Genomic DNA, 26,555 nt, shown 5'->3' with positions numbered 1-26,555 from the left:
CGGAAACGGGGCTTTTCCTCAGTCCGCAAAGGCGTATCGATCATGCGTAAGACTGCCCTTTTCGCTCTGCTCTGCTTGTCCGGCCTGACCCAGGCTGCCCAGATGCCTGTGGCTGCCCTTCCCGGCGGCACACTCGTCTACAAGAACGTGCAAAGCATTCGTGAGCGCAAGTTTTCCGACATCGTCGAACAGAAAACCGATTTCAGTTGCGGCGCCGCCGCACTGGCCACGGTGTTACGCCAGGCCTATTGGCTCGACGTCGATGAGGAGCACATCATCAAAGGCATGCTGGTCAATTCCGACCCGGACCTTGTTCGCACTCAAGGTTTTTCCATGCTGGACATGAAGCGCTACGTTGAAACCATCGGCATGCGCGCCAGGGGTTACCGGATTCCGCCCGAGAAACTCGAAGCGGTGACCATTCCGGTAGTGGTACTGATGGAGATTCGCGGCTACAAGCATTTCGTGGTGTTGCAGCGTGCGGACAAGGATTGGGTGTACATCGCAGACCCGGTTTTAGGCCACAAACGCTACGTCCACGATGACTTTGTCAAAGGTTGGAACGGCATTGTCTTCGCCATCGTCGGTCCCGGATATGACAAAACCAATGCGTTACGAAGCCCTCCGACACCGCTGACCGCCAAGAACAAACTCGATGGTTTCAACCCTGTCCGAGACGCCGAGTTGATGGACTTCGGATTCATACAGAGCGACTTCTTTTAATCGCCGATAAAAGAATGGGACTGGACGTCCCGGGAGCAGCAGATGAAAACCTCATACTGGCTGGCCGCCGCCTGCCTGGCAGCGAGCGCGTCAGGCTACGCCAATGCAGGATTCAAACCCATCGAAGTCAAGGACCAGGAGCTCGCCGAGCTACGCGGTCGTTATGTCATGCCGGGGCGTATCATCAGCTTCGGTATTGTCATGAGCAGTACCTGGCGCAATGCCAGTGGTGACCTGATCGGGGCATCGACCTCAATGCAACTTCAAGCGGCAACCGTAAAACCCGAATTCTATGTCCAGACAATCAAGGAACACGGCAACGGCAGCACCCTGGCAGCGGGCACCGGTACGATCACCGGTGGCGCCGCCCTCAACAGCAGCCAGGGCGTGACGCAAAGCGTGCGCGCCGCCGGCGACAGCAACACGGCCTACAACAACGTCGCAATCAATGTCTCGGAAGCTTCCAAAGCTCCCGCGCTGGTACCCGCTCAAGGACAGGCGTTGATGGCCGGACAAACCATCACCGGCGGTAATGCTGCCGGGAATGTGGCCGTTTCGGCCACCGGCAGTGGCATCCAAATGGCTATTCAGGCCTCCGGAAATCAGGGTACATCCCTGCAACAGGTCGCCCAGGGTGGTTTGCTGCAAAACACCCGTTTGCTCGGCAGTGCCAACGTGGTCAACAACATGACCCAACTCAACGTAGTTCTGAACAATAACGGCATGAGCGCCGGTGCATTGGACTGTAACCTGAGTCAACTCAGAGCCCTACGCAACATCGGATATTGAACTACGCTGAGTCTCGATCATTGGGTTTAAAGGGACGGCTTATTCATGTATCGATCAGTATCACTGCGTACAGCGGTTTGTTTGAGTACGCTTCTTCCCGCCGCCATGCTGCAAGCAGCACCCGACGCGGACGTCGCAACACTCAAGCAAGAACTTCTGGAACTAAAACAACGATACGAAGTACAACAAAAGGCCCTGGCGGTGCTCGAACAACGAGTCCGCCAGGTAGAGGAACAACCCGTAGCCCCTCCTCCCAAGCGCTTGGTCAAATCGCCTGCGGACATGAAACGCAATGCCGTTGCAAACCGCACTGGCTCTGCCACTGCATCCGGAGGCGCTGCCGGGGGCAGTGGCTACGGGCAGTCGCTGGCCGACGATTCACAACCGGCGCAAAGCGTATCCAACCTGTATGACGAAGCCAGTGGCTTTTTTGGTGGCGGTAAATTCAGTCTCGAAACCGGCGTTACCTACTCGCGTTATGACACCCGTCAGTTGATCCTGAATGGTTTTCTCGCACTGGATTCAATTTTTCTCGGCAACATCAACCTTGACCGTATCAAGGCCGATACCTGGACGCTGGACGTCACCGGCCGCTACAACTTCAACAATCGCTGGCAGTTTGATCTGAACGTGCCAGTGGTGTACCGAGAATCGACCTATCAGTCCGGTGGCGGTAATCAGGGGGCTGCCGGCGTAACAACCGAACAGGACGTTACGCGAGATCCAACCATTGGCGACGTCAACTTTGGTATCGCCTATAAATTCATGGACGAGTCCGTCAACTCCCCGGACGCAGTGGTCACCTTGCGCGTGAAGGCGCCAACGGGCAAGGACCCCTTCGGCATCAAGTTGCGCCAGACCGACGCCAACACCAACCTGTTCGTGCCGGACACCCTGCCGACCGGCAACGGCGTCTGGTCGATTACGCCAGGCATCTCGCTGGTCAAGACCTTCGACCCGGCGGTGTTGTTCGGCAGCTTGTCCTACACACATAACCTTGAGGAATCGTTCGACGACATCAGTTCGACCGTCAACCAGAAGACCCCTGGCAAAGTGCGAATCGGCGACAGCTTCCAGATCGGCGCCGGTGTAGCCTTCGCCTTGAACGAAAAGATGAGTATGTCGTTCTCGGTATCTGATCTGGTGCAACGTCAAAGCAAGCTCAAACAAGACGGCGGGGATTGGCAGTCGGTGGTGTCCAGTGATGCCAACGCCGGCTACTTCAACATCGGCATGACCGTTGCGGCCACCGATAACCTGACCATCGTTCCCAACCTGTCCATCGGCTTGACCGATGATGCCCCGGACTTTTCCTTCAGCCTGAAATTCCCGTACTACTTCTGACCGCTCGATCACGAACAAGGCCCGCTGCGATTACGTCGCAGCGGGCCTTGTTCGTTTCCCCCGCCCTAGCGGATCTGATGCTTGTGCAACAAGCGATAAAAAGTCGGCCGCGAAACGCCAAGCACCTTGGCCGCGACACTGAGGTTGTCGCTGTGCCGGTTCAACACATCGCACAGCGCCTGGCGTTCGGCGCGGGTTTTATAGTCCTCCAGCGTCCCCATCGGTGTGGCGATCGAGTGCTGGCTGATCAATCCCAGGTCGCGCGCTTCGATCTGCCGACCTTCGGCCAAAACAAGACCTCGACGCACGCGGTTGGCCAGTTCGCGCACGTTGCCCGGCCAATCGTGTTTGCCCATGGCAATCAGCGCATCTTCACTGAAACTGCGCGGTCGGCGTCCGGTTTCGTGGCTGTAGAAGTGGGAAAAGTGGTTGGCCAGCATCGACAGATCGCCGTGGCGCTCACGCAGCGGCGCGGTGGCGACTTGCAAAACGTTGAGGCGGTAATACAGGTCTTCGCGAAAGAGCTTCTTGTCGATGGCGGCTTCCAGATCGACGTGAGTCGCCGCCAGAACGCGCACATCAACCGGGATCGGCTGACTGCCCCCTACCCGCTCAATGTGTTTTTCCTGAAGAAAGCGCAGCAGATTGGCTTGCAGTTCCAGCGGCAAATCGCCGATTTCATCGAGAAACAACGTGCCACCATTGGCCGCTTCGATGCGCCCGACCTTTCGCTGATGAGCGCCGGTAAACGCACCTTTTTCGTGCCCGAACAGTTCGGACTGGATCAAATGTTCAGGAATTGCACCGCAGTTGATCGCCACGAACGGCTTGTTGTGACGCTGGGATTGACGATGCAGCGTGCGTGCAACCAGCTCCTTACCGGTGCCGCTTTCGCCGCGAATCAACACGGGCGACTCGGTGGGCGCCAGTTTGCTCAGGAGTTTGCGTAGTTCGCGAATCGGTTTGCTGTCGCCGAGCAGTTCGTGCTCCGGCTGATCAATGTGGATCGTGCCCTGCCCGCGCAAGCGCGCCATGCCGAACGCGCGGCCGAGGGTGACCTGCACCCGCGACACGTCAAAGGGTAAGGTATGGAAATCGAAAAACCATTCACAGACGAAGTCACCGACGTTCTGCAAGCGCAGGACTTCCTGATTGAGCACAGCGATCCATTCAGTGCCGCTGCGACTTATCAGTTCCTTGACGGCTTCGGGACGTTCCAGGTGAAAAGGCTGCAAACGCAGCAAGCCGACATCACAGCTACGGTCGGCGGCGTTTTCCAGGCTACAGCTGTCGACATCCCAGCCTGCCGCCCGCAGACCGGGTAGTAAGCGGTGACAGTCGTCGCAGGGGTCGACCACCAATAAACGTCGTAATGCGGGCGCTTCACTCATGACTGTTCCTTGGCGCCAAATTAAAGGAATTTATTTTAAAAACAGTCATTTGGCAGACCTGGCTGTAACATTAGCAAGAATTTGACGGCGCCTTGTATCGATTGCTTATAGGTCTACAAGCAAACACGTTATAAGAAACGTAATTATTAGTTAGCTATCGACTTCGTTTCTTTCAGCAAACTTTCAAAACCTCCAGAAAATCCGACGGCATAAAAGAAATTTCAAATTTCTTTGTTTCAAGTGTGACCTGCTCCCCGGTTGCGTGCATCAGTACAAGTAACCAGCCGATCGGTGAGCCCAACCGACGGCCTATCACTTGATTGGGCACTAAAGAGAGAAAACCCCATGACCGCCCCGCTCCGTATCAACGAAGCTCTTTTGATTGCCAACCACGCGTTCCAACCTTTCCAGTGCGTGGCCTGGGCCCCACAAGACGGCAATGGCGAATTGAGTCTGACTGTTATCGACCGCACCAACTCACGAATCGGCCGTAAACAGATTCCGAGTACCGCCTACTCCGACCCGGCACAGCTGGAACAGTTGCTGCAGCAGGCTCGCGCCGAACTGAGCGAAGAGGGTTATGCGTTGCAATCGTGGTCGATGCCACATTGAAAGCTGGTTAAAGCGGATGACTTTGAGGTCATTCGCTTTCCTTTTCTTAGTTGCTATTTCTATTAAGCTCTCCATACTTCTGTACAACTTTCAGCATCGCGCGGCAACGTAACTGCTTGGCAGGCTTGCCATTGGTTCAAAAAGACACTGTTCTGGCACAGTGTGACCCTCCACCTGTTAGTTCTTACAGTTGTACTTCCCTCTGTTCAGGGATTGAATGTTCCGCTCATGCAGTTACCCGATCGGCCCCCGGTCCTGGTCAACTCGCAAGGAGATGCGTGCATGTCAACTTTGAACACTTACCTGCTCCCGACGCCATTGAATAATGCCGGTCAACTCGACACGACATTTGCCGCCAACGGAGTCGCCCAGGTTTATTTTCCCGACAGTGTGTCCAGCCTGACTCAAGATGTTGCGCTGGATGCGCAGGGCCGGATTCTTGTGGCAGCCAAAGTCGGCCTTGCACAAGGCAGCCGTTTCGGCCTTGCTCGGTTGCTCGCCGATGGTTCCACCGATCTTTCATTCGGTGATCAAGGCAGCGTGATCGACACGTTTGCGCCTGGTTTCGAGGCCATGGCCGGCAAAGTGCAGGCGTTGCCCGATGGACGCATTCTGCTGGCCGGCCTGCACTATGAAAACACCCATCGCACTCTGCCCGCCGTCGCCCTGTTCGACGCGCAAGGCAGACCGGATCAAACGTTTGGGGATAATGGCCGCAAAGTTGTATGCCTGCCGGGCGATTTGTCCATGGGCTCCCGTGACCCCTGGCTGCCTCCGGGCGTACCGGGTGCTGAGGCCTGCGACTTAGCGGTACAGGCCGACGGGCATATTCTGCTGATCGCCAACCACCACTTCGAACTCGCTGACCATGCCGGCATGCTGATTCGACTCAAACCCGACGCCAGCCTGGATGAAACCTTCAACGGTCGCGGCTTCGTGATGATCCGCCATCTGTTGCTCAATACCTGGCTCAGTAGCCTACTGCTGCAGGAAGACGGGCGGATCGTGGTGGGCGGTTCAATCGATTTCCCCCAGGAAGGTCTGTTGGCGCGCTATCTGCCCGATGGTCGCCTTGACGAGCGCTTCGCAGTAGACGGCTTCATGGCAATCAAGGCTGATGGGAGAAGCGCGCAGATCAGTCGGGTCCTTGAATCCGAAGACGCCCTGCACTGTTTCGGCAGCAGTTTCGACCCGCTCCGCTGCCTGGCCTTCAGCCTTCACCCCAATGGTCGCCCCGACCTGCATCGCAATAACGGCCAGCCGCAACTGCTGGACATCGGTCCCAGCGGCTGCCAATGGAGCGCCGCCCAGCGCATGGCAGATGGCCGAATCATCGCCGCAGGTGCAACCATTGGCGGGGTCGAAGCAGATTTCATCGTGGCCCGTTACCACGCCGATGGCTGCCTGGACCCAAGCTTCGGCCATGGCAGTGGCTGGCTGCGCACCCGCCTGGGACACAGTCTCGACACGGCAAACTCACTGGCCTTACAAGCGGATGGCGCTATTCTCGTCGGTGGTTATTCGCTGGATGGCCGTTACCGGGCCGTGATCGCGCGGTATCTGAACGCCTAAGAGCTTGATCTTCGTTCTCACATCCGGCAACTTGCGCGCTTCTCAAGACAAGGAGCAACCGATGTCCGGTTCAATGGCCCAGGCGTTCGCGCATAACTTTCTAGGGCATTCACCACGCTGGTATAAAGCGACCATCGTTGGATTCCTGATCCTTAATGCTGTCGTGCTGTTCACTGCTGGCCCCGTCGCGGCTGGCTGGCTGCTGGTGATCGAGTTCATCTTCACTCTGGCCATGGCCCTCAAGTGTTATCCGTTGATGCCCGGCGGTTTGTTGCTGATTGAAGCCCTGCTGCTGAAGATGACCACGCCGCAGGCACTCTATGATGAGTTGGTGCACAACTTTCCGGTGATCTTGCTACTGATGTTCATGGTGGCCGGCATTTACTTCATGAAGGACCTGCTGCTGTTTCTTTTTTCGCGGCTGTTATTGGGCGTACGTTCAAAAGCGCTGCTGTCTCTGATGTTCTGCTTCCTGTCGGCGTTTCTTTCAGCGTTTCTCGATGCATTGACCGTCACAGCGGTGATCATCAGCGCGGGTGTCGGTTTCTACGCGGTCTACCACCGGGTTGCCTCGGGCAACGATCCACGGCAGGAGAGTGAAATCAATGACGACCAACACTTGCCCCCCCTGCAACATGACGATCTGGAACAGTTCCGCGAGTTCCTGCGCAGTCTGTTGATGCACGGCGCGGTGGGCACGGCGCTGGGTGGCGTCTGCACATTGGTCGGCGAGCCACAGAACCTGCTGATCGGCCATGAAATGGGCTGGCACTTCGCCGAGTTCTTCTTGAAAGTCGCCCCGGTATCCGTGCCAGTGCTGGTGGCAGGTCTTGTGACCTGCGTTTTGCTGGAGAAGCTGCGCTGGTTCGGGTACGGCACACTGCTGCCGGAGAACGTGCGCGCCGTACTCGCCAACTATGCCGCCGAGGACAACGCCAAGCGCACGAATCGCCAACGCGCCGCCCTGCTGGTGCAAGGCGCCGCCGCGCTGATCCTGATTGCCGGGCTGGCTTTCCATGTCGCGGAAGTCGGCCTGATCGGCCTGATGGTGATCGTGTTGATCACCGCGTTTACCGGGATCACCGATGAGCATCGTCTGGGCAGCGCGTTCAAGGACGCTATGCCGTTCACTGCCTTGCTGGTGGTGTTCTTTGCCGTGGTCGCGGTGATTCACGATCAACACTTGTTTGCGCCGCTGATCGAGTGGGTGCTGGCGCTGCCGGCCGACCAGCAACCGGGCATGTTGTTCATTGCCAATGGCGTGCTTTCGGCGATCAGTGACAACGTGTTCGTGGCAACCATTTACATCACCGAAGTGAAACAGGCATTCCTGGCTGGGCACATGACCCGCGAGCACTTTGAGACGCTGGCGATTGCGATCAACACCGGCACCAATTTGCCGAGTGTTGCGACACCGAATGGTCAGGCAGCGTTTCTGTTCCTGCTGACCTCGGCAATTGCACCGCTGGTGCGTCTGTCTTATGGCCGAATGGTGTGGATGGCAGTGCCTTACACCGTTGTGATGGGTTCCCTGGGCTGGTACGCCGTCAGCTACTGGCTGTAAACACATAACTGATGTGGGAGCGGGCTTGCTCGCGAAAGCGGTGTGTCATTCGACGATACGTTGACTGACACGGCCTCTTCGCGAGCAAGCCCGCTCCCACTTTTTTAATGCGTGAATCAGCGAGGCAGGATGTATTTTTCGATCGCTTGGGCGACGCCATCTTCGGTGTTCGACGCAGTGACCACATCAGCCTGACGCCGCACCGCCTCCTCCGCCTGCCCCATGGCAATCGAAAATCCTGCGCAATGGAACATCGCCGGATCATTGCCACCATCCCCAATCGCGGCCGTCTGCTCCATCGGGATGCCAAGATGCGCGGCAATCGTCGCCAGCGCAGTCCCTTTGTGAGCTTCCAGCGCCGTGACGTCCAGATACACCGGTTGCGAACGCGACACCTGTGCCTGGCCTTCAACCCTGGGCAGCAAACGCGCCTCCAGTTCGATCAGCAGTTCGGTGTTGTTGCTGGTGGCAACGATCTTGTCGATACGCTCCAGATACGGCTCGAAACTCTCGACCACGACCGGTGGGTAGCCCAGGCCATGCTGTTCGCGCGGGACCATCGGGCCGTGCGGATCCTTGAGTAACCAGTCGCCACCACTGAACACCCAGATTTCGACCTCGGGCTGATCGGCGAACGTTGCCAGTGCCGTCAGCGCAGCGGTGGCCGGAAGATAATGCGCCACCAGCAGACTGCCGTCGGGATTGACGATGGTGCCGCCATTGAACGCCGCCGTCGGCAGATCGACGCCCAACGCCTCGATTTGCTGCAACATGGCTTTGGGTGGGCGCCCGGTGGCGAGACTGAACAGTACGCCTGCCTCGCGCAATGAACGAACGGCCTCGATGGTGCGCTGGCTCAATGTGTGATCTGGCAGCAACAGTGTGCCGTCCATGTCACTGAGCAAAAAACGGATGGGTTGTTGCCGCGCCTCATTCATCCGAGACCATGCCAGACGCGACCATCGCGAGTCAGTAGATCTTCGGCGGCGCTCGGGCCGTCTTCACCGGCGGCATACGTCTGCACGCTGGCGTCCTGTTGCCAGGCGTCGAGGAACGGTTGCACCGCGCGCCAGCCGTTCTCGATGTTGTCAGCGCGCTGGAACAGCGTCTGATCGCCGGTCAGGCAGTCGTAGATCAGCGTTTCGTAGCCGGTCGACGGTTGCATCTCGAAGAAGTCCTTGTAAGCAAACCCCAACTCGATGTTGGCCATGTTGAGGGCCGGGCCCGGGCGCTTGGCCAGCAGGTCGAACCACATGCCTTCGTTGGGCTGGATCTGGATGCGCAGGTAGGTCGGTTGCAACTCGTCAACCTCCGTATCGCGAAACTGCGCGTAAGGCGCTGGCTTGAAGCAGATGACGATCTCGGTGTCGCGCACGCTCATGCGTTTGCCGGTGCGCAGGTAGAACGGCACGCCGACCCAGCGCCAGTTGTCGATCATGACCTTCAGCGCGACGTAGGTTTCAGTGCTGCTGTCGGGTGATACGTTGGCTTCCTGGCGATAACCGGCCAGCGGCTTCCCTCCAACTTCACCGGCGCTGTACTGCCCGCGTACCGAGTTGGCGCGGGCTTGTTCTACGGTCCATGGGCGGATCGCGCCGACCACTTTGGCCTTCTCGCCACGCACCGCATCGGCGCCGAACGCCGCCGGGGGTTCCATCGCGACCATCGCCAGCAACTGGAACAGGTGATTGGGCACCATGTCCCGCAAGGCGCCGGTGTGTTCATAAAAACTGCCACGGGTTTCGACACCCACGGTTTCGGCGGCGGTGATTTGTACGTGGTCGATGTAATGATTATTCCAAAAGGCCTCAAACAGGCTGTTGGAAAACCGGCTGACCAGAATGTTCTGCACGGTTTCCTTGCCCAGGTAATGATCGATCCGAAAGATCTGTTTCTCGGACATCACCTTGAGCAAGCAGGCGTTCAACGCTTCAGCCGTTTGCAGATCGGAGCCAAACGGCTTTTCGATCACCACCCTTCTGAATGCTTCGGGGGTCTCTTCAAGCAATTTGGCGGCCCCCAGGCGGCGCACCACTTCACTGAAGAAACGTGGCGCGGTGGCCAGGTAGAACACCGCATTGCCGGTGCCGCTGTCGGCAATTTTTGCCGCCAGCGCGCTATACGTGCTGTCGTCCAGGAAATCGCCCTGAACGTAGCTGATACCTTTGGCAAGCTTGGCCCACAAGGCCGGATCAAGCATCTGATCGCCCTTGCCGACTTTCGCCGCCACTTCGGTACGGATGAAGTCTTCGAGCTTTTGCGCGAAGGCTTCATCGGTAATGGCGTTGTGGTCAACACCGACGATCCGCAGACCCTCATCAAGCAAACCGTCGCGACTGAGGTTATACAGCGCCGGCATCAGCAAGCGCTTGACCAGGTCGCCGTGAGCACCGAACAAAAACAGCGTGGTCGGTGGTGCGGGTTCTGCCTTGGATTTTCTGCGGATCGTATGGGTCATTTCTTTGGAGTCTCCACATGGCCGCCGAAGCCGAAGCGTTGGGCCGAAAGGATCTTGTCGCCAAAGGTGCCCTGACCGCGCGAACGGTAGCGCGAGAACAGCGAGTTCGACAGCACCGGCACCGGCACCGCTTGTTCCATGGCCGCTTCGATGGTCCATTGACCTTCGCCGCTGTCTGCTACGGAACCGGAGAACCCGTCGAGTTTCGGGTCACTGGCCAAGGCGTCGGCGGTCAAGTCCAGCAGCCAGGACGACACCACACTGCCACGACGCCAGACTTCGGCGATGTCGGCCACGTTGAGGTCGAAACGCTGATCTTGCGGCAGACGCTCGCTCGACTTGGTCTTGAGGATGTCGAAGCCTTCGGCAAAGGCCGCCATCATGCCGTACTCGATACCGTTGTGAATCATCTTCACGAAGTGCCCGGCACCGGCCGGACCGGCGTGAATGTAGCCGTGCTCGGCACGCTGATCGTCGGACTTGCGATCCTTGGTGCGCGCAATGTCGCCCATGCCCGGCGCCAGGGCGGCGAACAATGGATCAAGACGCGTCACGGTTTCGGCGTCGCCGCCGATCATCATGCAGTAGCCGCGCTCCAGGCCCCAGACGCCACCGGAGGTGCCCACGTCGATGTAATGCAGGCCTTTCTCGGCCAGGGTCTTCGCCCGGCGAATGTCATCCTTATAGTTGGTGTTGCCGCCGTCGATGATGGTATCGCCGGCCTCAAGCAGGGTGCTCAGGGTTTCGATAGTGTCTTCGGTCGGCGCACCGGCCGGCAGCATGACCCAAACCGCACGCGGCTTGGCCAGGCCGTCGACCAGTGCCGGCAAATCGGCAACGCCCGTAGAGCCCTCGGCGGCCAGGGTGTCGACAAAGGCGGTATTGCGGTCGTAAACAACGGTGGTGTGACCGTTGAGCATCAGGCGCCGCGCAATATTGCCGCCCATGCGGCCCAGTCCAATAATCCCGAGTTGCATGTGCTGATGCTCCTTACTGCAAATAAATGTGTGTCATTGGTTATAGCCCAACGCGACTGATGGAGGTTAGTCCAGAGCGTTGCGATGAAGTTTCCGGGCATTGTGCCCGATCCAGACTGATAACGCCTTGAATCGTGGCGAAGACACACCGACCATGAAAAATAAAAAAGTTCCATTCACTGGCAAAAGAAACCAAAATTGGCGCCGATAGTAAGTCAGCACCCCGAATCGGGGACGACTTACAGTTGAGACACGCCATTTGCGAGGTGAGCAATGGGCACAGTACACACAGCAATGCCGCCACAAACCCTGTACGTGACAATCCGTCGCGATGAATTGCGTCAATTGAAAAACGAACGCGACCAATTGAAGCAGGAGTTGGCGCAGTTGCGCCTGCTGACCCAAGGTGCGCAGCCGCAACCTTTGCCGGTCGTTCAGCGTAATCCCCAGGCCTGATTCCACGCCCCCGCCAGCCCCCCGGGAACGGCAGACGCTGTTCCCGAAACGACTTGCCTCGCACCACGCAAGGCCACTCACAAACTTTTCACATTCCCTTCGTAATACTGCGCCCATTCTGGCCGTACGTACGCGTGCGGCTTTCGTTCGTCGGCTACATGGATGCTCCGGCGGTGGTTGTAACGAGTGAGCTGGAGCGCCGAATGGCATTGTTCAAACGCAGCAAAACGACTGCGACAGGTTTTGATTGGGCCGGACTTCTCTGGCTGTTCGTGTTTTTCTGGTACTTCTCGGGTATCACCCAACTGCTGATCCAGTTGACCGGCACATCCGGCTTCTCCGGGTTCCGCCAGGCGTTCTTCATGAGTGCGCTGTGGCTGGCGCCAATGCTGATGTTCCCCAAGCGCACAAAAATGCTGGCCGCCATCATCGGCGTGGTGTTGTGGGCCTGCTCGATGGCGAGTCTGGGCTACTTCTTCATCTATCAGCAGGAATTCTCGCAGAGCGTCATCTTCATCATGTTCGAGTCGAACGTGTCCGAAGCCGGCGAGTACATGACCCAGTACTTTGCCTGGTGGATGGTTCCGGCGTTCCTCGCTCACACCGCATTTGCCTATTTCCTTTGGACGCGTTTGCGTCCGGTGCACATGCCCCGTGGCCGCGCGTTCGTGGCCGCAATGGCGATTCTGATTGCCGTAGTGGGTTATCAGCTGGTCAAGCAGACCCTGCGCATGGGCAACTTTGCCCAGGGTTTCGAGAAGTTCGAATCCCGCATCGAGCCTGCCGTGCCATGGCAGATGGCGGTGGCATATCACCGTTATCTCGACACATTGGCCGACATGCAGGACATGCTGCACAGCGCCAGCAAGATTCCTCCGCTGCACAACCTCAAGGCTGCGAATGCCGATCAACCTTCCACACTGGTGTTGGTGATCGGTGAGTCGACCAACCGTCAGCGCATGAGCCTGTACGGCTACCCACGCAATACCACGCCGGAACTGGACAAACTCAAGGATCAACTGGCGATCTTCGACAACGTCGTCACCCCTCGCCCTTACACCATCGAGGCGCTGCAGCAGGTACTGACTTTCGCTGACGAAGAACATCCGGATCTGTACCTGGCCACGCCATCGCTCGTCAGCATGATGAAACAGGCGGGTTACAAGACCTTCTGGATCACCAACCAGCAGACCATGACCAAGCGCAACACCATGCTCACGACCTTCTCCGAACAGGCCGACGAGCAGGTGTACCTGAACAACAACCGCAATCAGAACGCCGCCCAGTACGACGGCGACGTGATCGAGCCATTTAACAAAGCATTGGCCGATGCTGCACCGCGCAAGCTGATCGTCGTGCATCTGCTCGGCACCCACATGAGCTACCAGTACCGCTATCCGCCGAGCTTCGACAAGTTCCAGGATCGCAACGGAGTGCCGGCCGGTGTGCGTGACGATCAGGTACCGACCTACAACAGCTACGACAACGCCGTGCTGTACAACGACTTTGTGGTTTCGAGCCTGATCAAGGATTACGCCAAATCCGATCCGAATGGTTTCCTGCTTTACCTGTCGGACCACGGCGAAGACGTGTTCGACTCGGTGGGTCATAGCACCCTCGGGCGCAACGAAAACAAGCCGACCGCGCCGATGTACACCATTCCGTTCATGGCATGGGCCTCGCCGAAATGGCGGGAGAACCATGACTGGAACCTCGCCGGTGACCTGCAGCGGCCTTATAGCAGCTCGCATCTGATCCACACTTGGGCCGACATGGCAGGTTTGAGCTTCGATGAGTTCGACCCTAGCAAGAGTCTGGTCAGTGACAGCTTCAAACCTCGTCCACTGCTGATCGGTAACCCCTACCAGCGCCAGCAGAAGGCATTGATCGACTTCAGCCTGATGAAGCCGAAAACGCCCGAAAGTCCGACACGCGCAGTGGTTAAGCAATAAAACCGAGAAGGGGCCGAGACTGGCCCCTTTTTCATGCCCGAAATATCTACAAATAATAATAATTCGCGTTTATCACTAAATAGCAGTTCCTCGCTTCGTCTTTGAACAAACGGATTTTTTCTCAAAGACAAGGAGTCGGCTGCGATGCTTGCGCCCATCACCCGTTCCATAACCCTCACTCTCGGCTTCTGTGCAACCGCTCTGAGCCCCGATCTTTTGGCTGAACCCGAGCCCGACAAAGCCCCGCCGCCAGCGCCTGCGCTGGAGCTGGCATCGACCCACGTCACCGCCCAAGGCCTGGGTCGCACCACCGAAAACACCGACGCCTACACCACCGGAGCCATGAGCACCGCGACACGGCTTAACCTGTCGATCAAGCAAACCCCGCAATCGGTGTCCGTGGTCACCCGCCAGCAGATGGATGATTTCAAGCTCAGCACGTTATCCGAAGCCATGAGCCAGACCACAGGCATTGTGGTGCAACACAACGACTCGGACCGTGTCAGCTATTCGTCACGCGGTTACTCGATCAACAATTTCCAGATCGACGGGATGCTAAACACCTTTGATCGCATGAAGACCGACGCCGACACCATCATCTACGACCGCATTGAAGTTGTGCGCGGCGCCACTGGCCTGACCACCGGCGCGGGCGATCCCTCGGCGACCATCAACATGGTGCGCAAGCGCCCGACGGCGCAATGGCAGACGCTCGCGGGGGTCAGTGGCGGCAGTTACGACGATTACTACAGCTACGTGGATGTCGGCGGCCCGCTGGCCTTCGAGGGTCGCTTGCGTGGGCGCACCGTGTTGGCTTATCGCGACAGCCAATCGTTTCGCGACAAGTACGCGCTGCAACGCGAAGTCGGCTACGGGATTATTGAGGCGGATCTGAGCGAATCCACCGTGCTGGCGGTGGGTTATGACTATCAGGACAAACAGGTGCAGGGCTCGTCCTGGGGCACCGTGCCCTACTGGAACGCAGACGGTAGCAAGGCCAGGCTCGGCCGATCGACGAATATGGCGACATCCTGGAGTTCGTGGCCGCTCAAGGACAAGACCGCATTCGCCACCCTTGATCAGGAACTGGCGGGAGGATGGCACCTGAAAGCCGCTTACACTCACCGCCAAAGCGACGTAGACGGCAAGGTTTACTACGGTGGTGAAGGTTTTCCCGAGGCTGACCGTAGCGGCATGGTCGCCTATAGCTCGCACATGATCGGCACGCAGAAAATGAACGTCTATGACTTCAACGTTTCAGGCCCTTATTCGCTACTCGGTCGCGAGCACGAAATGATGTTCGGTTACGGCGAGGCTCAGCACCGCTCCTACTCCCCCAAAACCGTCAATGGTCCGCGCGTTGCGGATTACGGCAACCTAAGCGACTGGAAATACATGGGCGATATCGCCAGGTTCCCCGATACCGTCACTGGACTGACCGGTTCCAAGGGCAGCACCCGTCAGAAGGCTGGCTACATTGCTACCCGCTTGAGCCTGACAGACGAACTGCAGGCCGTGCTCGGCAGTCGTTATGGCAGTTGGGAAGGCAAAAATGCCGATCACTACTATGACGGAAACCTGCAACTGACCAGCGTTGACACAACCCGCCAACACCAAAACGACATCTGGACGCCCTACGCCGGCCTGCTCTATGACCTGACGCCGCAATACACCGCCTACATCAGCTACACCGATATTTTCAAACCACAGAGCAACCGTGACAGCAGCCGCAATTATCTGGAACCGGTCGTTGGCAGCAACTACGAAGTGGGACTCAAAGGCAGTTTGCTCGAAGAACGCCTCAACATGGCAACGGCGCTGTTCTGGAGCAAGCAGGACAACGTTGCCGAAGTCGACAATTCGGTGCCGCCAGACCCCGTCACCCGCGAGCAGTTCTACAAATCCGGCGGCAAGGGCAACAAGGTCAATGGCTTCGAAGCCGAAGTCTCAGGCGAAATCCTCAACGGCTGGAATGTGACCGCCGGTTATACCTACACCCACTCGGCCAACGGCGAAAAAAAGCGCACCCACGAAAACCAGCCACTGCACCTGCTGCGGCTGTCCACGGCATATCGTTTGCCGGGCGAATGGCAAGCGTTGACCGTAGGCGGAGCAGTGAATTGGCAAAGCCGTATCTTCGGCGATTCGAATCGCCCGGTCAGGCGCAATGCTGCGGGTGACTTTGTCACCGAAAATGCCCGAATTCACCAAGGCGCTTACACCGTGGTCAAGCTGATGTCGCGCTATGCAATCGACAAAAATCTCTCGGCCTCGCTGAACGTCGACAACCTGTTCGACAAGAAGTACTACGAGAATGTGGGCTTCTACAACGGTGTGTTCTGGGGCGATCCGCGCACGGTGACGTTGAGTCTGGACTGGAGGCTTTGATGCTGATTGGCGGGACGAGGGGCTTGCTCCCTCACCCAAAATCCACTGTGAACAGACTGCCCCCCAAGATCTGATAGTCCCGTTCTGGCTTGGAGATAGCCAGTTGGGCGCCCTCTCGAGGTGCCTTTTTTACGACTACAGTTCCTTGATCCAGAACAGCATGCGCCCATGAGCCGGGTCGAACATGCCAGGGGCGAAGCCGAACTTGCTGTAGGCGTTCTGTGCCACGGCGTTGCCTTCCAGCACTTCCAGGGTGATCTTGCAGCAGCCGCGCTGCCGGGCAATTTCCTCGACTTTGTGCAGCATCTTCTGGCTCAACCCCAAGCCGCGAAATGTGCTGATCACTGCCACATCGTGGACGTTGACCAAGGGTTTGCAGGCGAACGTGGAAAACCCTTCAAAGCAGGTCACCAGTCCTGCCGGCTCGCCACCGACAAACGCCAACACGCTGAATGCGTGCGTGCGGCGCGCCAGTTCTTCGGGTAGCCGTCGCAATAATTCAGGATCGAGCGAATGGCCGCCACCCATGGGGTCTTCGGCATAGTGGTTGAGCACCACGCCGATGGCCTCGGCATGCAGTGGATTGGTGTAGCTGGCTTGAAGCACAAGAATTTCTGCGGAATCCATTTCCATCCCCGAACACACAAAAGCCCCGGCGCGCAAAGTGCGTACTGAAAGGCTGCTGCGACATTAGCGCGGGGGCCTGCGCGGCGACAACCGGCACGTCAAAAATTATTGTTCAGAGCCCCCGGATCACCCCTTCTGTCCAACCGGGTTCGGCGAAATCCTGCGCACGCAACCCGGCATCGCCCACGCAAAAGAATTCGTCCGAATGATGGATAGCGGCGGGGTCATGATGGCGCCCTCTTCATTCAAGCTTCGGCAAAACGCTGTAACTGCATCTCCTGCAAGCGACTGAGCGTGCGGCGGAACGGGAACTCCAGATAGCCCTCGGTATACAGCGCCTCCATCGGCACCTGCGCCTCGACGTACAGCGGCACCTTTCGGTCGTAGCACTCGTCAACCAGGGCGATAAAGCGCCGTACGCCATCGTCGTGAACCGACAACTGCGGCAACTCCCGATCGCCCGCCACTACCCGCTCGGCGCCATCTTCGGTGCCACGAGCGATACGGCCCTCGCGTTTCTGCGCGCTGAGGTTCGGCACGTGGCTCACCACAATAGCCCGGTAACGGTCGCACAGCGTGATGAAATCCATGGCGGCGAAGGGTTGCTCGCACAGATCAGCATAACGACACCACAACACCGTTTCAGTGCTTTGCACCACGTTCAACAGCCGATGGCCGATCGCCACGGGATCAGTACAAGAGGGTTGCCCCTCTGTCAGCGCTTCAAAGACCTGTTTCAAGGCGCTGGCCTCGCCTTGTTTAGCGACAAAATAACGCTGCTGGATCGCACCCGGATGCAAGCGATGATCCTCGGCACCGTTCACCGCCACCACTTGCATATGCGTTTTGATCGCGGCGATCGCCGGGACAAAACGGTCGCGATTGAAGCCATCGGCGTACAAATCATCCGGCGGCAGGTTGGAGGTACAGACAATCACCACGCCTTCGTCGAACATCACCTGAAACAGCCGGCCGAGAATGATCGCATCGCCGATGTCGTTGACGAACAGCTCATCGAAACACAGCACCCGCACCTCGGCGGCTAACTCTTTAGCCAGCGCCCGCAGCGGATCGGCGATCCCGGTCAATTGAAACGAGCGCTGGTGCACCCAGCCCATGAAGTGATGGAAATGTTGACGCCGCGCCGGCACCCGCAGGCTCTGATAAAACTGATCCATCAGCCAGGTCTTGCCGCGCCCGACCGGCCCCCACAGATAAACGCCAGTGACCGAACGCGCATCGGCATGCAGGGCCTCATGGCATTTTTGCAGCGCCCAGACGGCATGTTCCTGAGCTTCATCCTGAATGAAGCCCTTGTGTTCGATGGCACGCTGCCAGGCGCTTAGAGGGGAGTCGAAAGTCATGCGCGGGAGTATGCCACGACGGCCTTCTGCATCATGTGGACTTTTGTGGGCGCGGGCTTGCTCGCGCCCACAGGGGCCATTGATGTTTTATCGGTCGACTTTGTGTTTGGCGGCGTACAGGCAGAGCATTTCCATGGCCAATGTCGCTGCCGCCAAGGAAGTCACTTGCGCTTGATCGTAATCCGGGGCCACTTCAACGACGTCCATCCCCACCAGATTGATCCCGCGCAAGCCGCCCAGAATCTCCAGCGCCTGCACCGTGCTCAAACCACCACACACAGGCGTTCCCGTGCCCGGTGCAAACGCGGGATCAAGGCAGTCGATATCGAATGTGAGGTACACCGGGTTATCACCGACCCGCGCCCGGATTGCGTCAACAATCGCCTCGCAGCCACGTCGATGCACCTGACGGGCGTCGAGCACCTGAAAGCCTTGGTGATCGTCGTTGGTGGTGCGTAAGCCGATCTGCACCGACCGCGCCGGATCCACCAGACCTTCGCGCGCCGCGTGCCAGAACATGGTGCCGTGATCGATGCGCTTGCCCTCCTCGTCTGGCCAAGTATCGCTGTGCGCATCGAAATGAATCAGCGACAGCGCGCCGTGCTTGCGGGCGTGGGCCTTGAGCAGCGGGTAAGTAATGAAGTGATCGCCGCCGAAGGTCAGCATCGCGCTGCCGGCATTGAGGATGTGTTCGGCGTGGGCCTCGATGCTTTCGGGGGTCGAGTGCGGCGAGCCGTAATCAAAATCACAGTCACCGTAATCAATCACCGCCAGATGATCGAACGGATCAAACGTCCACGGCCAGTGGCGTTCCCAAGCAATCCCGGTGGACGCGGCGCGAATCCCGCGAGGCCCGAAACGCGCGCCTGGCCGGTTGCTGGTGGCGGTGTCGAATGGCACGCCGCTGACCGCCACGTCGACGCCGCGCAAATCACGGCTGTAGCGGCGGCGCATGAAACTGGTGATGCCGGCGTAGGTACTTTCAGCGGCGGTGCCATAGAGGCTGTCACGGGTTATGGCCTGGTCGTTTTGCATTGGCACGTCCATTGATGTGTTCCTTCTTTTTGATAAGGGGACTATTGGCGGCTACGGAAAGTGGTCCACAAACGGGTGCGTTGACGCATGTCTTTGAGGCTCATGCTGCGGTCGGCATAGAGCCGTCCGCACACATCGGTCGGCGGGTATATGTCGGGATCAGTGCGAACCGCTTCATCCACCAGCGGCGTCGCTGCCTGGTTGGCGTTGGCAAAAAACAGCGTGTTGGTCAACTCGGCAACCGACTCGGGGCGCAGCATGAATTCAATGAACGCCTGCGCCGCTTCGGGGTGGGGTGCATCGTTGGGAATGGCGAGGTTGTCCTGCCAGATCAGCGTGCCTTCCCTGGGAATCCGGTAGGCGACTTTGTAGGGCTTGTTGGCTTTGCGAGCCTGATCGGCCGCCATGCTGGCGTCACCGTTATAGGTCAATGCCAAACACACGTTGCCGCTGGCCAGATCATTGATCTGGCGACCGGTGGCGACGTACAGCACCGACGGCTGAAGTTTGTGCAACAGCGCCTCGGCGGCGGCCAGATCTTGCTTGTCTGTGCTGTAGGGATCTTTACCGAGGTAGTGCAGTGCCAGACCGATGACTTCCTGCGGCGAATCGAGAATCGCCACGCCGCAATCCTTGAGCTTGCTCGCGTACTCGGGGTTGAACAGTAAATCGAGACTGTTCAGCGGCACGCCCGGCAGACGTTTTTTCACGGCATCAACGTTCATGCCCAGCCCGAGGGTGCCCCAGGTGTAAGGCACCCCAAAGCGGTTGCCAGGATCGACGGCCGCGAGTTTTCCCAGCAGATCCGGATCAAGATTGGCGTAGCCCTTGAGTCCGTCGTGGGGGATCTCTTTCAAAGCGCCAGCCGCCAGCCCGCGGGCTAACACGCTGGAGGACGGCACGACCACGTCGTAACCACTGCCGCCAGTGAGCAGCTTGGTTTCCAGCACTTCGCAAGTATCGAAGGTGTCGTAGCGCACATGAATGCCGGTTTCCTGCTCGAAACGCTGCAAGGTTGGCGGCGGCACGTAATCGGCCCAACTGTAGAGGTTGAGGGTCTTGTCCTCAGCGTGAGCATGGATGGCCACGGACAACAACAGCGCGGGGAAACACAGCTTGGATAGGGGAGCCATGACGAACACCTGACCGGAGGAATTGGTGGCAGAATGCGCCGACGGATACATTAGAAAAATACCCGAATAATTATCCTGACTTTATCCCGGAGTAATGTGATGTTGGGCCAACTCCACGATGTCGATTTGCAGTTGCTGCGCTTGTTTGTCCGCGTCGTCGAATCCGGTGGGTTCAGTGCCGCACAAGGTGAACTGGGCCTGAGCCAATCGAGCATCAGCCAGCAAATGGCCAAACTGGAAACTCGCTTGGGTTATCGCCTGTGCAGCCGTGGCAAGGGCGGTTTCAGCGTCACGCCCAAGGGCGAGCAACTGTTGATCGCCATCCGCACGTTGTTTGAATCGATTGAAGTGTTTCGTCATCAATCCAACGGCGTTGCCGGGCGCCTGATCGGTGAGGTGCGTTTGGGCATTTCCGAGGCCGTTGATCAATCGGTCTTGCAACGGGTCGCCGAAGCGATCCGACGTTTTCGCGAGCGAGATGAATCTGTGCGCATCGAGTTGATCAGCGCGATGCCCGGCGAGATGGAGCGCTTGCTGCTGCAACAGCGGCTGGACCTGGCCATCGGCTATTTCTCACAGGTACAAAGTGCTTTCGACTATCGCCAGTTGTTCAGCGAAACCCAGCATTTGTATTGCGCAACAGGTCACCCGCTGTTTACCGACGATGCCCCCAGCGATACGGCGCTGCAAGCCTGTGACCGGGTCGATCATCCTTACCGGTTCCTGCGCCACGACGAGCCGTTTCAGGGCAAGCACTGCTCAGCGCGTTCGGAACAGGTCGAAGGCACCCTTGCGTTCATTTTGTCGGGCAAGCATGTGGGTTATCTGCCAGATCACTATGCGCGCGGCTGGCAGGAGAAAGGCCTGTTGCGCCCAGTGCGCGAAGGCACGTTGAGTTTTGACGTGGCGTTTCATCTGGCCCGGCATCGGGCGCAGGTTCCCGGCGATGCGCAGATTGCCTTTGAAGAGGATTTGCTCCACGCGTTTGCTTGAATCGATTTAGCAGGCGCACCCCGCAAAAGCTGACCTTTCAGGCAGTTTTATTGCGTTGCCCTCGCCGCCCTCTTCCGGCATCCTGCGCCTCCATTTTCTGACCCGGCCCCGCCTCACGGCGCGCAAAACACCATGACCGCCTCTGAAAAAGCCCCGCGCAACAACGATCTGATCTACGGCCTCAACGACCGTCCGCACCTCACCGCCACTGTATTTGCCGCGTTGCAACATGTGCTGGCGAGCTTTGTCGGCATCATCACCCCGACCCTGATCATGGGCGGTGCCCTGGGCCTACAAAGCGAAATCCCGTACCTGATCAGCATGGCGCTGTTCGTCTCCGGCCTCGGCACTTTCGTGCAAGCCAAGCGATTCGGCCCGGTAGGCTCAGGTCTGTTATGCCTGCAAGGCACCAGTTTTTCTTTTATCAGCGTGATCCTCAGTGCCGGGTTCATGGTCAAGGCGCGGGGCGGTGGTACTGACGAGATTCTTTCAACGATTTTCGGCGTGTGCTTTTTCGCCGCGTTCATTGAAGTGGTGCTGAGCCAATTCATCGGCAAGCTGCGCATGCTGATCACCCCGGTGGTGACCGGCACAATCATCACGCTGATGGGCCTGTCGCTGATCAAAGTGGCAATGACCGACATTGCCGGTGGCTTCGGCGCGGCGGATCTGGGCGCGGCCAGCCATATCCTTCTGGCGGCGCTGGTACTGGGCACCATCGTGGTGCTGAACCGGGTCGATGTGCCGTTCCTGCGTTTGGGCGCGATCGTGATTGGCCTGACCTTCGGCTATGTCGTCGCGTGGCTGATGGGCACCGTCGATTTCGCCAGTTTGCCCCAAGTGCCGCTCGTCAGCGTGCCAGTGCCGTTCAAGTACGGTTTCAACTTCGATTGGGTGGCTTTCGTGCCGGTGGCGGTGATTTTCCTGGTGTCGCCGCTGGAGGCGGCCGGCGATCTGACTGCCAACTCGATGATTTCCCGGCAGCCGGTCAAAGGTCCGCTGTACATCCGCCGGATCAAGTCCGGGCTGCTCGCCGACGGTCTCAACTCGGCCATGGCCGCGGTGTTCAACAGCATGCCGATGGTGACTTTCGCCCAGAACAACGGCGTGATTCAGCTCACCGGCGTGGCGAGCCGCTATGTGGCGTTCTTTATTGCCGGCCTGCTGGTGGTGTTGGGGTTGTTCCCGATGATCGGCGCGGTGCTGCAACTGATGCCTAAGCCGGTACTCGGCGGCGCCGAACTGGTAATGTTCGGCACCGTGGCCGTGGCCGGGATCAAGATCCTCGCCGAAGCTGGCCTGCATCGGCGCAACATGCTGATCGTGGCGATCTCCCTCGGCATGGGCCTAGGCATCGCTGCCGTGCCGGAAGTCCTGCGCGAGTTGCCACAAGCACTGCGCAACATCTTCGAATCGCCGATCACCGTCGGTGCGTTGTGCGCTATCGTGCTGAACATCTTCCTGCCGGAAGAATTCATTGAACTGGAAGAAGACGACTTCGATCCTGAGGCCTCTATTCTTCAAGTGATGGAAAACCCGGATGTTGCGGCCAAAGGTGAACCTGCCTCACCGGCGGCTGTCGCACAGTTGAACCGCTGACGCTGCGCTCTAAACACAAAGGGCTGAGCCGTCAATGGTTCAGCCCTTTTTTGTTGAGAGACTGTTTATGCGCCGCCTCCACGCCGTCATCCTGTCCCTGCTTGTGCTTTCCCTCAGTGCCTGCGCGCTGTTCCCCAACCGTGACCCGGTGAACATCAATGTGGTCGGTATCGAACCGCTGACCAGCCAGGATCTGGAAGTACGCTTCGCCATCAAATTGCGCGTGCAAAACCCTAACGAAACCGCGATCGACTACAACGGCATTGCCTTGGATCTGGAGGTCAACGGCCATTCACTGGCCTCCGGCGTGAGCGACCAGAGCGGCTCGATTCCGCGGTTCTCCGAAGCCATCGTCAGCGTACCGGTCAGCGTTTCGGCGTTTTCCGTTCTGCGCCAGACCCTCGGCCTGAGCCAGACGCAAACCCTCGACAACCTGCCCTACGTGCTGCGCGGCAAGCTCGCGGGCGGCTTGTTCGGCACCATGCGTTTTGTCGACAGCGGCAAACTCAGCCTGCCCAAGACCAGCGCCGCGACGTGGTAAAAATGCGTTAACTGGGCACGTTCTCTCGCACATTCTCGGCGCGCGCCGGGATGCGTCTGATTCGCCCCCCTAGGAAACCTGGGAAATCACCCGCGAAGAATGGCTGCACCCGCGATAACCCCGAACACAACACACCCCCCCTGTGGGAGCGGGCTTGCTCGCGAAGACGGCGTAACAGACAGCATCAGTGTTGAACGTAAACACGCTTTCGCGAGCAAACCCGCTCACATAGGTTTTTATCAGTCGGTGAAACGCACGCCAGGTTTGGCCCGTTCGTCCACGCTCAGCTCGAAGATGTCCGGCCGGGCGTAATGGCCAACTACGTCGTAGTCATAACGCGCGCGCACCAACTCGTCAGTGTCGATTTCGGCAGTGAGCAACCCCGCCTCACCGCGTAATGGCCCCGCCAACACATCGCCCATCGGGCCGACGATCACACTGCCACCGGCAATCAACGGACGATCCGCCGGCCAGTTGGCAATCTCCACGCCCAGTTCATTCGGTGAGGCTTGCACTTGACAGGCGCTGACCACAAAGCAACGGCCCTCATGGGCGATGTGGCGCATGCTGACCTGCCACATCTCGCGCTCATCGACGGTCGGGGCACACCAGACCTCCACGCCCTTGGCGTACATCGCCGTGCGCAGCAACGGCATCATGTTTTCCCAGCACACCAGCGCACCAAGCTTGCCGACCTGACTGTCGAGCACCGGCAACGTCGAGCCGTCGCCCTTGCCCCAAATCAGCCGTTCCGTGCCGGTGGGCATCAGTTTGCGGTGCTTGGCGAGCAGCCCGGCCTGCGGATCGAAATACAGCGCTGTGCAATACAGCGTGCTGCCGGCGCGCTCGATCACGCCGATCACCAGATTGGCCCCGGTGCGCGCAGATAACCCAGCGAGCGCTTCGGTTTCCACCCCCGGCACATCGATGGCGTTGGCGAAATATCGCGCATACGCCTCGCGACCTTCGGGCAAGCGATAACCCAGTTGCGTGCCGAAAGCCTCACCTTTTGGATACCCGCCGAGCAAAGCTTCGGGCATCACCACCAGCGCCGCGCCGGATTCAGTGATAGCCGCTTCCCAATTGAGAATCTGTTCCAGGGTGTCGCCCTTGCCACCGGGCAAGGCGCCGATTTGCAGCGCAGCAACGATTGATTTAGGCATGACGCTCACTCCATCAAGATCAGGTGTTGCTGATTCTCCAGCACGGCGGGATCATGAATAAAGCCCCGTTTGCTGCTGAATGATATGAGCCATATGAATATCACCACCGTCGACCTCAACCTGCTGAAAGTCTTTGAAGCCCTGCATGAGGAGTCGAGTGCCAGCCGCGCTGCGCTGCGTCTGGGCGTGACGCAATCAGCGGTCAGCGCAGCATTGCGCCGTTTGCGCGAGGTCTATGGCGATCAATTGTTTGTCCGCACCGGGCGCGGCCTGGCGCCGACGCTCAAGGCCAATCAACTGAAACCGGTGGTCAGCGAGGCGCTGAACAAATGCCGGCAAAGCCTGGCGATGGTCGACCCAGCGGCCAATCAATACGACGGTCGTTCCGTCACAGTGGGCCTGTCGGATGATTTCGAGATCGCCTACGGCCGGCGCTTGATCGAAGAGATCGCCCGAAGCGCACCGAAACTGCGACTGATCTTCCGTCAGACCCACAGCCAGATCGTCGCCAGCGCCCTGATGGAGCGCAGCATCGACCTGGCGATCACCGCTGGCGGTTTTGCCGAACGCTTGCTCAGCCGTCAGGTGTTGGGTGAAGGGGGTTATGCGTGCTTGGTCGATCAGGCGAGCCTTGCGCCCGGCCAGCAACAGATCGCTCTGCAAGAGTTTGTCGCCCGCGAGCACATTCTGGTGTCGTCCGGCGGTTTTATCGGGATCACCGATGAAGGGCTCGCAGCGCTGGGCTTGAGTCGCCGGGTGTGTGCCTCGACAACGCATTTCGCGGCGCTGCCGTACCTGCTCAAGGGCAGTCAGGCGGTGGCGACGATTCCGGCACATGCCGCCGAGCGCATCGCCGCACTCAGTGGTCTGGCGCTGCTGGCCTGCCCGCTGGCCTTGCCGCGTTATCCGATTGAACTGGGCTGGCGCACCAGCACGCAGATCGATCCGGTGGTGGTCAAGGTCCGCGAGGCGATTGCAGCCAGCTTCAGGTAAAACGTGTTACTTGTTGGCGGCCATCAAGCGGTTGACTTCACTGCGCACCATATTGGCAAACTCCGGCGGCGACATGCCGTCCAGTTCAGCTCGGACCCACTCGGCCCATTTGCCCTTGCGCTTGGCGCGTTCGCCGAACAAACGCGCGGCTTCGCCTTTGGCTTTGCCCAGATTGTTCTGCCAGAGTTCGAACAGACGGGATTTCTCGTCTTCCAGCGCGGCGCGCTCTGCGAGGGATTTGTCGGCCAGATTGAAACTCATGGGGAATTATCCTGCTGCGTAAAATGGCGACATCTTACACGCTCGGCGGAAATCTCCGGCGCAGGTTTTTATTCCTGAGCTAAATTCAGTGCAACTTTTTAGCTGACGCCGGACTCCATTCATCACTGTCCATTCAACTGCAAGGAGTCACCCAATGGCCCGCAAATCCGCCGCTCAAGCCGCCGAAGATCAAATCAAGGATCAAGCCTTCAGCGAACTTCAGGCTCTGATCGAAGAGTCCGACAAACTGCTCAAGAGCAGTGCTTCACTGGTTGGCGAGGAAGCAGAGAACCTGCGCGGACAAATCACTCTCAAACTGCAGCAAGCGCTGGATTCCGTATCAAGCGTGCGCGATCGCACCAAACCGGCCATCGATGCCACCGAGAACTACATCGGCGGCCATCCGTGGCAGACCGTGGCGATCTCGGCCGGTTTCGGTCTGGTGGTCGGTTTGTTGCTCGGTCGCCGTTAAGCCCCGTGCTACATGAAAAAGGCGAGTCTGATGACTCGCCTTTTTCATGTGGCCTGTCTAGTCCTGAATAAGGTTTACACCTTCTGGCTTCTTATCAGGAGGGTGCAATGGATACGGGCGCAAAACGTAGTCAGCGCGATTACACGCT

General features: G+C 58.6%; 24 protein-coding genes and 1 pseudogene. 14 read left to right on the top strand and 11 right to left on the bottom strand.

Translation table 11 applies throughout. From position 1 onward, the window contains the following. Positions 1-42 precede the first annotated feature (42 nt). The 3 genes from ACIOU6_RS22615 to ACIOU6_RS22605 are packed head-to-tail and all read left to right on the top strand — an operon-like array spanning position 43 to position 2,856. Positions 43-723, top strand: coding sequence for a C39 family peptidase (locus ACIOU6_RS22615; protein ID WP_221731660.1), 681 nt, complete (start codon positions 43-45; stop codon positions 721-723). A gap of 42 nt (positions 724-765) precedes the next feature. Next, positions 766-1,512 carry a hypothetical protein gene (locus tag ACIOU6_RS22610; RefSeq protein WP_401138953.1) on the top strand — a complete coding sequence of 249 codons (747 nt, stop codon included), beginning with the start codon at positions 766-768 and terminating at the stop codon, positions 1,510-1,512. A gap of 45 nt (positions 1,513-1,557) precedes the next feature. Then, a complete protein-coding gene (locus tag ACIOU6_RS22605) occupies positions 1,558-2,856 on the top strand; it encodes a hypothetical protein (RefSeq protein ID WP_221731658.1) in 1,299 nt (432 codons plus the stop codon). Positions 2,857-2,921: 65 nt separating this feature from the next. Here the strand turns inward: ACIOU6_RS22605 and ACIOU6_RS22600 are convergent, their stop codons facing one another. Continuing rightward, positions 2,922-4,247 (bottom strand): sigma-54 dependent transcriptional regulator, encoded by a 1,326-nt coding sequence (locus ACIOU6_RS22600; protein WP_221731657.1) that lies wholly within the window; start codon positions 4,245-4,247, stop codon positions 2,922-2,924. 345 nt (positions 4,248-4,592) lie between these two features. On the opposite strand from ACIOU6_RS22600, the gene ACIOU6_RS22595 reads away from it, so the two are divergent. The 3 genes from ACIOU6_RS22595 to nhaB all read left to right on the top strand — a co-directional run bounded on the left by ACIOU6_RS22595 (position 4,593) and on the right by nhaB (position 7,995). Continuing rightward, a complete protein-coding gene (locus tag ACIOU6_RS22595) occupies positions 4,593-4,859 on the top strand; it encodes a hypothetical protein (protein ID WP_221731656.1) in 267 nt (88 codons plus the stop codon). 282 nt (positions 4,860-5,141) lie between these two features. Beyond that, positions 5,142-6,431, top strand: coding sequence for a hypothetical protein (locus ACIOU6_RS22590; protein ID WP_221731655.1), 1,290 nt, complete (start codon positions 5,142-5,144; stop codon positions 6,429-6,431). A 61-nt stretch (positions 6,432-6,492) separates the two neighbouring features. Beyond that, positions 6,493-7,995, top strand: coding sequence for a sodium/proton antiporter NhaB (gene nhaB / locus ACIOU6_RS22585; protein WP_401138952.1), 1,503 nt, complete (start codon positions 6,493-6,495; stop codon positions 7,993-7,995). Positions 7,996-8,111: 116 nt separating this feature from the next. Here the strand turns inward: nhaB and ACIOU6_RS22580 are convergent, their stop codons facing one another. The 3 genes from ACIOU6_RS22580 to gnd are packed head-to-tail and all read right to left on the bottom strand — an operon-like array spanning position 8,112 to position 11,430. After that, complete coding sequence (locus ACIOU6_RS22580; protein WP_401138951.1) at positions 8,112-8,933, bottom strand: HAD family hydrolase; 822 nt, start codon at positions 8,931-8,933, stop codon at positions 8,112-8,114. After that, positions 8,930-10,453, bottom strand: a complete 1,524-nt coding sequence (gene zwf / locus ACIOU6_RS22575) for a glucose-6-phosphate dehydrogenase (RefSeq protein WP_401138950.1) — start codon at positions 10,451-10,453, stop codon at positions 8,930-8,932. The genes ACIOU6_RS22580 and zwf overlap by 4 nt, the downstream gene beginning before the upstream one ends. Further along, positions 10,450-11,430 carry a phosphogluconate dehydrogenase (NAD(+)-dependent, decarboxylating) gene (gene gnd, locus ACIOU6_RS22570; protein WP_401138949.1) on the bottom strand — a complete coding sequence of 327 codons (981 nt, stop codon included), beginning with the start codon at positions 11,428-11,430 and terminating at the stop codon, positions 10,450-10,452. The genes zwf and gnd overlap by 4 nt, the downstream gene beginning before the upstream one ends. Before the next feature lie 273 nt (positions 11,431-11,703). Here gnd and ACIOU6_RS22565 point away from each other — a divergent pair, with 273 nt between their 5' ends. From ACIOU6_RS22565 to ACIOU6_RS22555, 3 genes are all read left to right on the top strand, one after another. Further along, a complete protein-coding gene (locus ACIOU6_RS22565) occupies positions 11,704-11,886 on the top strand; it encodes a DUF6026 family protein (RefSeq protein ID WP_221731650.1) in 183 nt (60 codons plus the stop codon). Between the two features lie 203 nt (positions 11,887-12,089). Continuing rightward, positions 12,090-13,838 (top strand): phosphoethanolamine transferase CptA, encoded by a 1,749-nt coding sequence (locus ACIOU6_RS22560; RefSeq protein WP_401138948.1) that lies wholly within the window; start codon positions 12,090-12,092, stop codon positions 13,836-13,838. A 144-nt stretch (positions 13,839-13,982) separates the two neighbouring features. Then, complete coding sequence (locus tag ACIOU6_RS22555; RefSeq protein ID WP_401138947.1) at positions 13,983-16,226, top strand: TonB-dependent siderophore receptor; 2,244 nt, start codon at positions 13,983-13,985, stop codon at positions 16,224-16,226. Between the two features lie 135 nt (positions 16,227-16,361). Here ACIOU6_RS22555 and ACIOU6_RS22550 read toward each other — a convergent pair whose 3' ends face one another. From ACIOU6_RS22550 to ACIOU6_RS22530, 5 genes and pseudogenes are all read right to left on the bottom strand, one after another. Further along, complete coding sequence (locus tag ACIOU6_RS22550) at positions 16,362-16,853, bottom strand: GNAT family N-acetyltransferase (protein ID WP_401138946.1); 492 nt, start codon at positions 16,851-16,853, stop codon at positions 16,362-16,364. Between the two features lie 112 nt (positions 16,854-16,965). Further along, positions 16,966-17,055, bottom strand: a pseudogene (locus tag ACIOU6_RS22545) (damage-inducible protein DinB); the annotation flags it as partial. Positions 17,056-17,098: 43 nt separating this feature from the next. Then, a complete protein-coding gene (gene zapE, locus ACIOU6_RS22540) occupies positions 17,099-18,217 on the bottom strand; it encodes a cell division protein ZapE (RefSeq protein WP_401138945.1) in 1,119 nt (372 codons plus the stop codon). An 87-nt stretch (positions 18,218-18,304) separates the two neighbouring features. Continuing rightward, on the bottom strand, positions 18,305-19,264 hold the full coding sequence (gene speB, locus ACIOU6_RS22535; RefSeq protein ID WP_401138944.1) for an agmatinase: 960 nt from the start codon (positions 19,262-19,264) through the stop codon (positions 18,305-18,307). 29 nt (positions 19,265-19,293) lie between these two features. Further along, on the bottom strand, positions 19,294-20,385 hold the full coding sequence (locus ACIOU6_RS22530; RefSeq protein ID WP_401138943.1) for a polyamine ABC transporter substrate-binding protein: 1,092 nt from the start codon (positions 20,383-20,385) through the stop codon (positions 19,294-19,296). Positions 20,386-20,484: 99 nt separating this feature from the next. Between ACIOU6_RS22530 and ACIOU6_RS22525 the strand changes: the two genes are divergently transcribed. The 3 genes from ACIOU6_RS22525 (at position 20,485) to ACIOU6_RS22515 (ending at position 23,518) form a co-directional block, all read left to right on the top strand. After that, on the top strand, positions 20,485-21,378 hold the full coding sequence (locus tag ACIOU6_RS22525; protein ID WP_221731643.1) for a LysR family transcriptional regulator: 894 nt from the start codon (positions 20,485-20,487) through the stop codon (positions 21,376-21,378). A gap of 132 nt (positions 21,379-21,510) precedes the next feature. Then, positions 21,511-22,977, top strand: a complete 1,467-nt coding sequence (locus tag ACIOU6_RS22520) for a nucleobase:cation symporter-2 family protein (RefSeq protein WP_221731642.1) — start codon at positions 21,511-21,513, stop codon at positions 22,975-22,977. A 67-nt stretch (positions 22,978-23,044) separates the two neighbouring features. After that, positions 23,045-23,518, top strand: a complete 474-nt coding sequence (locus ACIOU6_RS22515; RefSeq protein ID WP_221731641.1) for an LEA type 2 family protein — start codon at positions 23,045-23,047, stop codon at positions 23,516-23,518. A 239-nt stretch (positions 23,519-23,757) separates the two neighbouring features. On the opposite strand, the gene ACIOU6_RS22510 is transcribed toward ACIOU6_RS22515, so the two are convergent. After that, positions 23,758-24,681 carry a carbon-nitrogen hydrolase family protein gene (locus tag ACIOU6_RS22510; RefSeq protein WP_401138942.1) on the bottom strand — a complete coding sequence of 308 codons (924 nt, stop codon included), beginning with the start codon at positions 24,679-24,681 and terminating at the stop codon, positions 23,758-23,760. A gap of 84 nt (positions 24,682-24,765) precedes the next feature. On the opposite strand from ACIOU6_RS22510, the gene ACIOU6_RS22505 reads away from it, so the two are divergent. Further along, positions 24,766-25,674 carry a LysR family transcriptional regulator gene (locus ACIOU6_RS22505; RefSeq protein WP_401138941.1) on the top strand — a complete coding sequence of 303 codons (909 nt, stop codon included), beginning with the start codon at positions 24,766-24,768 and terminating at the stop codon, positions 25,672-25,674. Between the two features lie 6 nt (positions 25,675-25,680). On the opposite strand, the gene ACIOU6_RS22500 is transcribed toward ACIOU6_RS22505, so the two are convergent. After that, on the bottom strand, positions 25,681-25,935 hold the full coding sequence (locus ACIOU6_RS22500) for a hypothetical protein (RefSeq protein ID WP_038363082.1): 255 nt from the start codon (positions 25,933-25,935) through the stop codon (positions 25,681-25,683). A gap of 154 nt (positions 25,936-26,089) precedes the next feature. Here ACIOU6_RS22500 and ACIOU6_RS22495 point away from each other — a divergent pair, with 154 nt between their 5' ends. Next, entirely contained in the window at positions 26,090-26,407 is a 318-nt protein-coding gene (locus ACIOU6_RS22495; protein WP_221731637.1) for a YqjD family protein, read from the top strand. Positions 26,408-26,555: the final 148 nt, after the last annotated feature.

The sequence above is a fragment of the Pseudomonas sp. NPDC087615 genome (genome assembly GCF_044743445.1).
Classification (GTDB): domain Bacteria; phylum Pseudomonadota; class Gammaproteobacteria; order Pseudomonadales; family Pseudomonadaceae; genus Aquipseudomonas; species Aquipseudomonas baetica_A.
Note: the sequence above shows the minus strand (reverse complement) of the source record. Positions and strands in the feature narration are given on the sequence as shown.

What these genes read in the sequence shown, in the direction of transcription:
- ACIOU6_RS22615 (WP_221731660.1), top strand. Translation starts at nt 43, where the DNA reads ATGCGTAAGACTGCCCTTTTCGCTCTGCTCTGCTTGTCCGGCCTGACC.
- ACIOU6_RS22610 (WP_401138953.1), top strand. Translation starts at nt 766, where the DNA reads ATGAAAACCTCATACTGGCTGGCCGCCGCCTGCCTGGCAGCGAGCGCG.
- ACIOU6_RS22605 (WP_221731658.1), top strand. Translation starts at nt 1,558, where the DNA reads ATGTATCGATCAGTATCACTGCGTACAGCGGTTTGTTTGAGTACGCTT.
- ACIOU6_RS22600 (WP_221731657.1), bottom strand. Translation starts at nt 4,247, where the DNA reads ATGAGTGAAGCGCCCGCATTACGACGTTTATTGGTGGTCGACCCCTGC.
- ACIOU6_RS22595 (WP_221731656.1), top strand. Translation starts at nt 4,593, where the DNA reads ATGACCGCCCCGCTCCGTATCAACGAAGCTCTTTTGATTGCCAACCAC.
- ACIOU6_RS22590 (WP_221731655.1), top strand. Translation starts at nt 5,142, where the DNA reads ATGTCAACTTTGAACACTTACCTGCTCCCGACGCCATTGAATAATGCC.
- nhaB (WP_401138952.1), top strand. Translation starts at nt 6,493, where the DNA reads ATGTCCGGTTCAATGGCCCAGGCGTTCGCGCATAACTTTCTAGGGCAT.
- ACIOU6_RS22580 (WP_401138951.1), bottom strand. Translation starts at nt 8,933, where the DNA reads ATGAATGAGGCGCGGCAACAACCCATCCGTTTTTTGCTCAGTGACATG.
- zwf (WP_401138950.1), bottom strand. Translation starts at nt 10,453, where the DNA reads ATGACCCATACGATCCGCAGAAAATCCAAGGCAGAACCCGCACCACCG.
- gnd (WP_401138949.1), bottom strand. Translation starts at nt 11,430, where the DNA reads ATGCAACTCGGGATTATTGGACTGGGCCGCATGGGCGGCAATATTGCG.
- ACIOU6_RS22565 (WP_221731650.1), top strand. Translation starts at nt 11,704, where the DNA reads ATGGGCACAGTACACACAGCAATGCCGCCACAAACCCTGTACGTGACA.
- ACIOU6_RS22560 (WP_401138948.1), top strand. Translation starts at nt 12,090, where the DNA reads ATGGCATTGTTCAAACGCAGCAAAACGACTGCGACAGGTTTTGATTGG.
- ACIOU6_RS22555 (WP_401138947.1), top strand. Translation starts at nt 13,983, where the DNA reads ATGCTTGCGCCCATCACCCGTTCCATAACCCTCACTCTCGGCTTCTGT.
- ACIOU6_RS22550 (WP_401138946.1), bottom strand. Translation starts at nt 16,853, where the DNA reads ATGGATTCCGCAGAAATTCTTGTGCTTCAAGCCAGCTACACCAATCCA.
- zapE (WP_401138945.1), bottom strand. Translation starts at nt 18,217, where the DNA reads ATGACTTTCGACTCCCCTCTAAGCGCCTGGCAGCGTGCCATCGAACAC.
- speB (WP_401138944.1), bottom strand. Translation starts at nt 19,264, where the DNA reads ATGGACGTGCCAATGCAAAACGACCAGGCCATAACCCGTGACAGCCTC.
- ACIOU6_RS22530 (WP_401138943.1), bottom strand. Translation starts at nt 20,385, where the DNA reads ATGGCTCCCCTATCCAAGCTGTGTTTCCCCGCGCTGTTGTTGTCCGTG.
- ACIOU6_RS22525 (WP_221731643.1), top strand. Translation starts at nt 20,485, where the DNA reads ATGTTGGGCCAACTCCACGATGTCGATTTGCAGTTGCTGCGCTTGTTT.
- ACIOU6_RS22520 (WP_221731642.1), top strand. Translation starts at nt 21,511, where the DNA reads ATGACCGCCTCTGAAAAAGCCCCGCGCAACAACGATCTGATCTACGGC.
- ACIOU6_RS22515 (WP_221731641.1), top strand. Translation starts at nt 23,045, where the DNA reads ATGCGCCGCCTCCACGCCGTCATCCTGTCCCTGCTTGTGCTTTCCCTC.
- ACIOU6_RS22510 (WP_401138942.1), bottom strand. Translation starts at nt 24,681, where the DNA reads ATGCCTAAATCAATCGTTGCTGCGCTGCAAATCGGCGCCTTGCCCGGT.
- ACIOU6_RS22505 (WP_401138941.1), top strand. Translation starts at nt 24,766, where the DNA reads ATGAGCCATATGAATATCACCACCGTCGACCTCAACCTGCTGAAAGTC.
- ACIOU6_RS22500 (WP_038363082.1), bottom strand. Translation starts at nt 25,935, where the DNA reads ATGAGTTTCAATCTGGCCGACAAATCCCTCGCAGAGCGCGCCGCGCTG.
- ACIOU6_RS22495 (WP_221731637.1), top strand. Translation starts at nt 26,090, where the DNA reads ATGGCCCGCAAATCCGCCGCTCAAGCCGCCGAAGATCAAATCAAGGAT.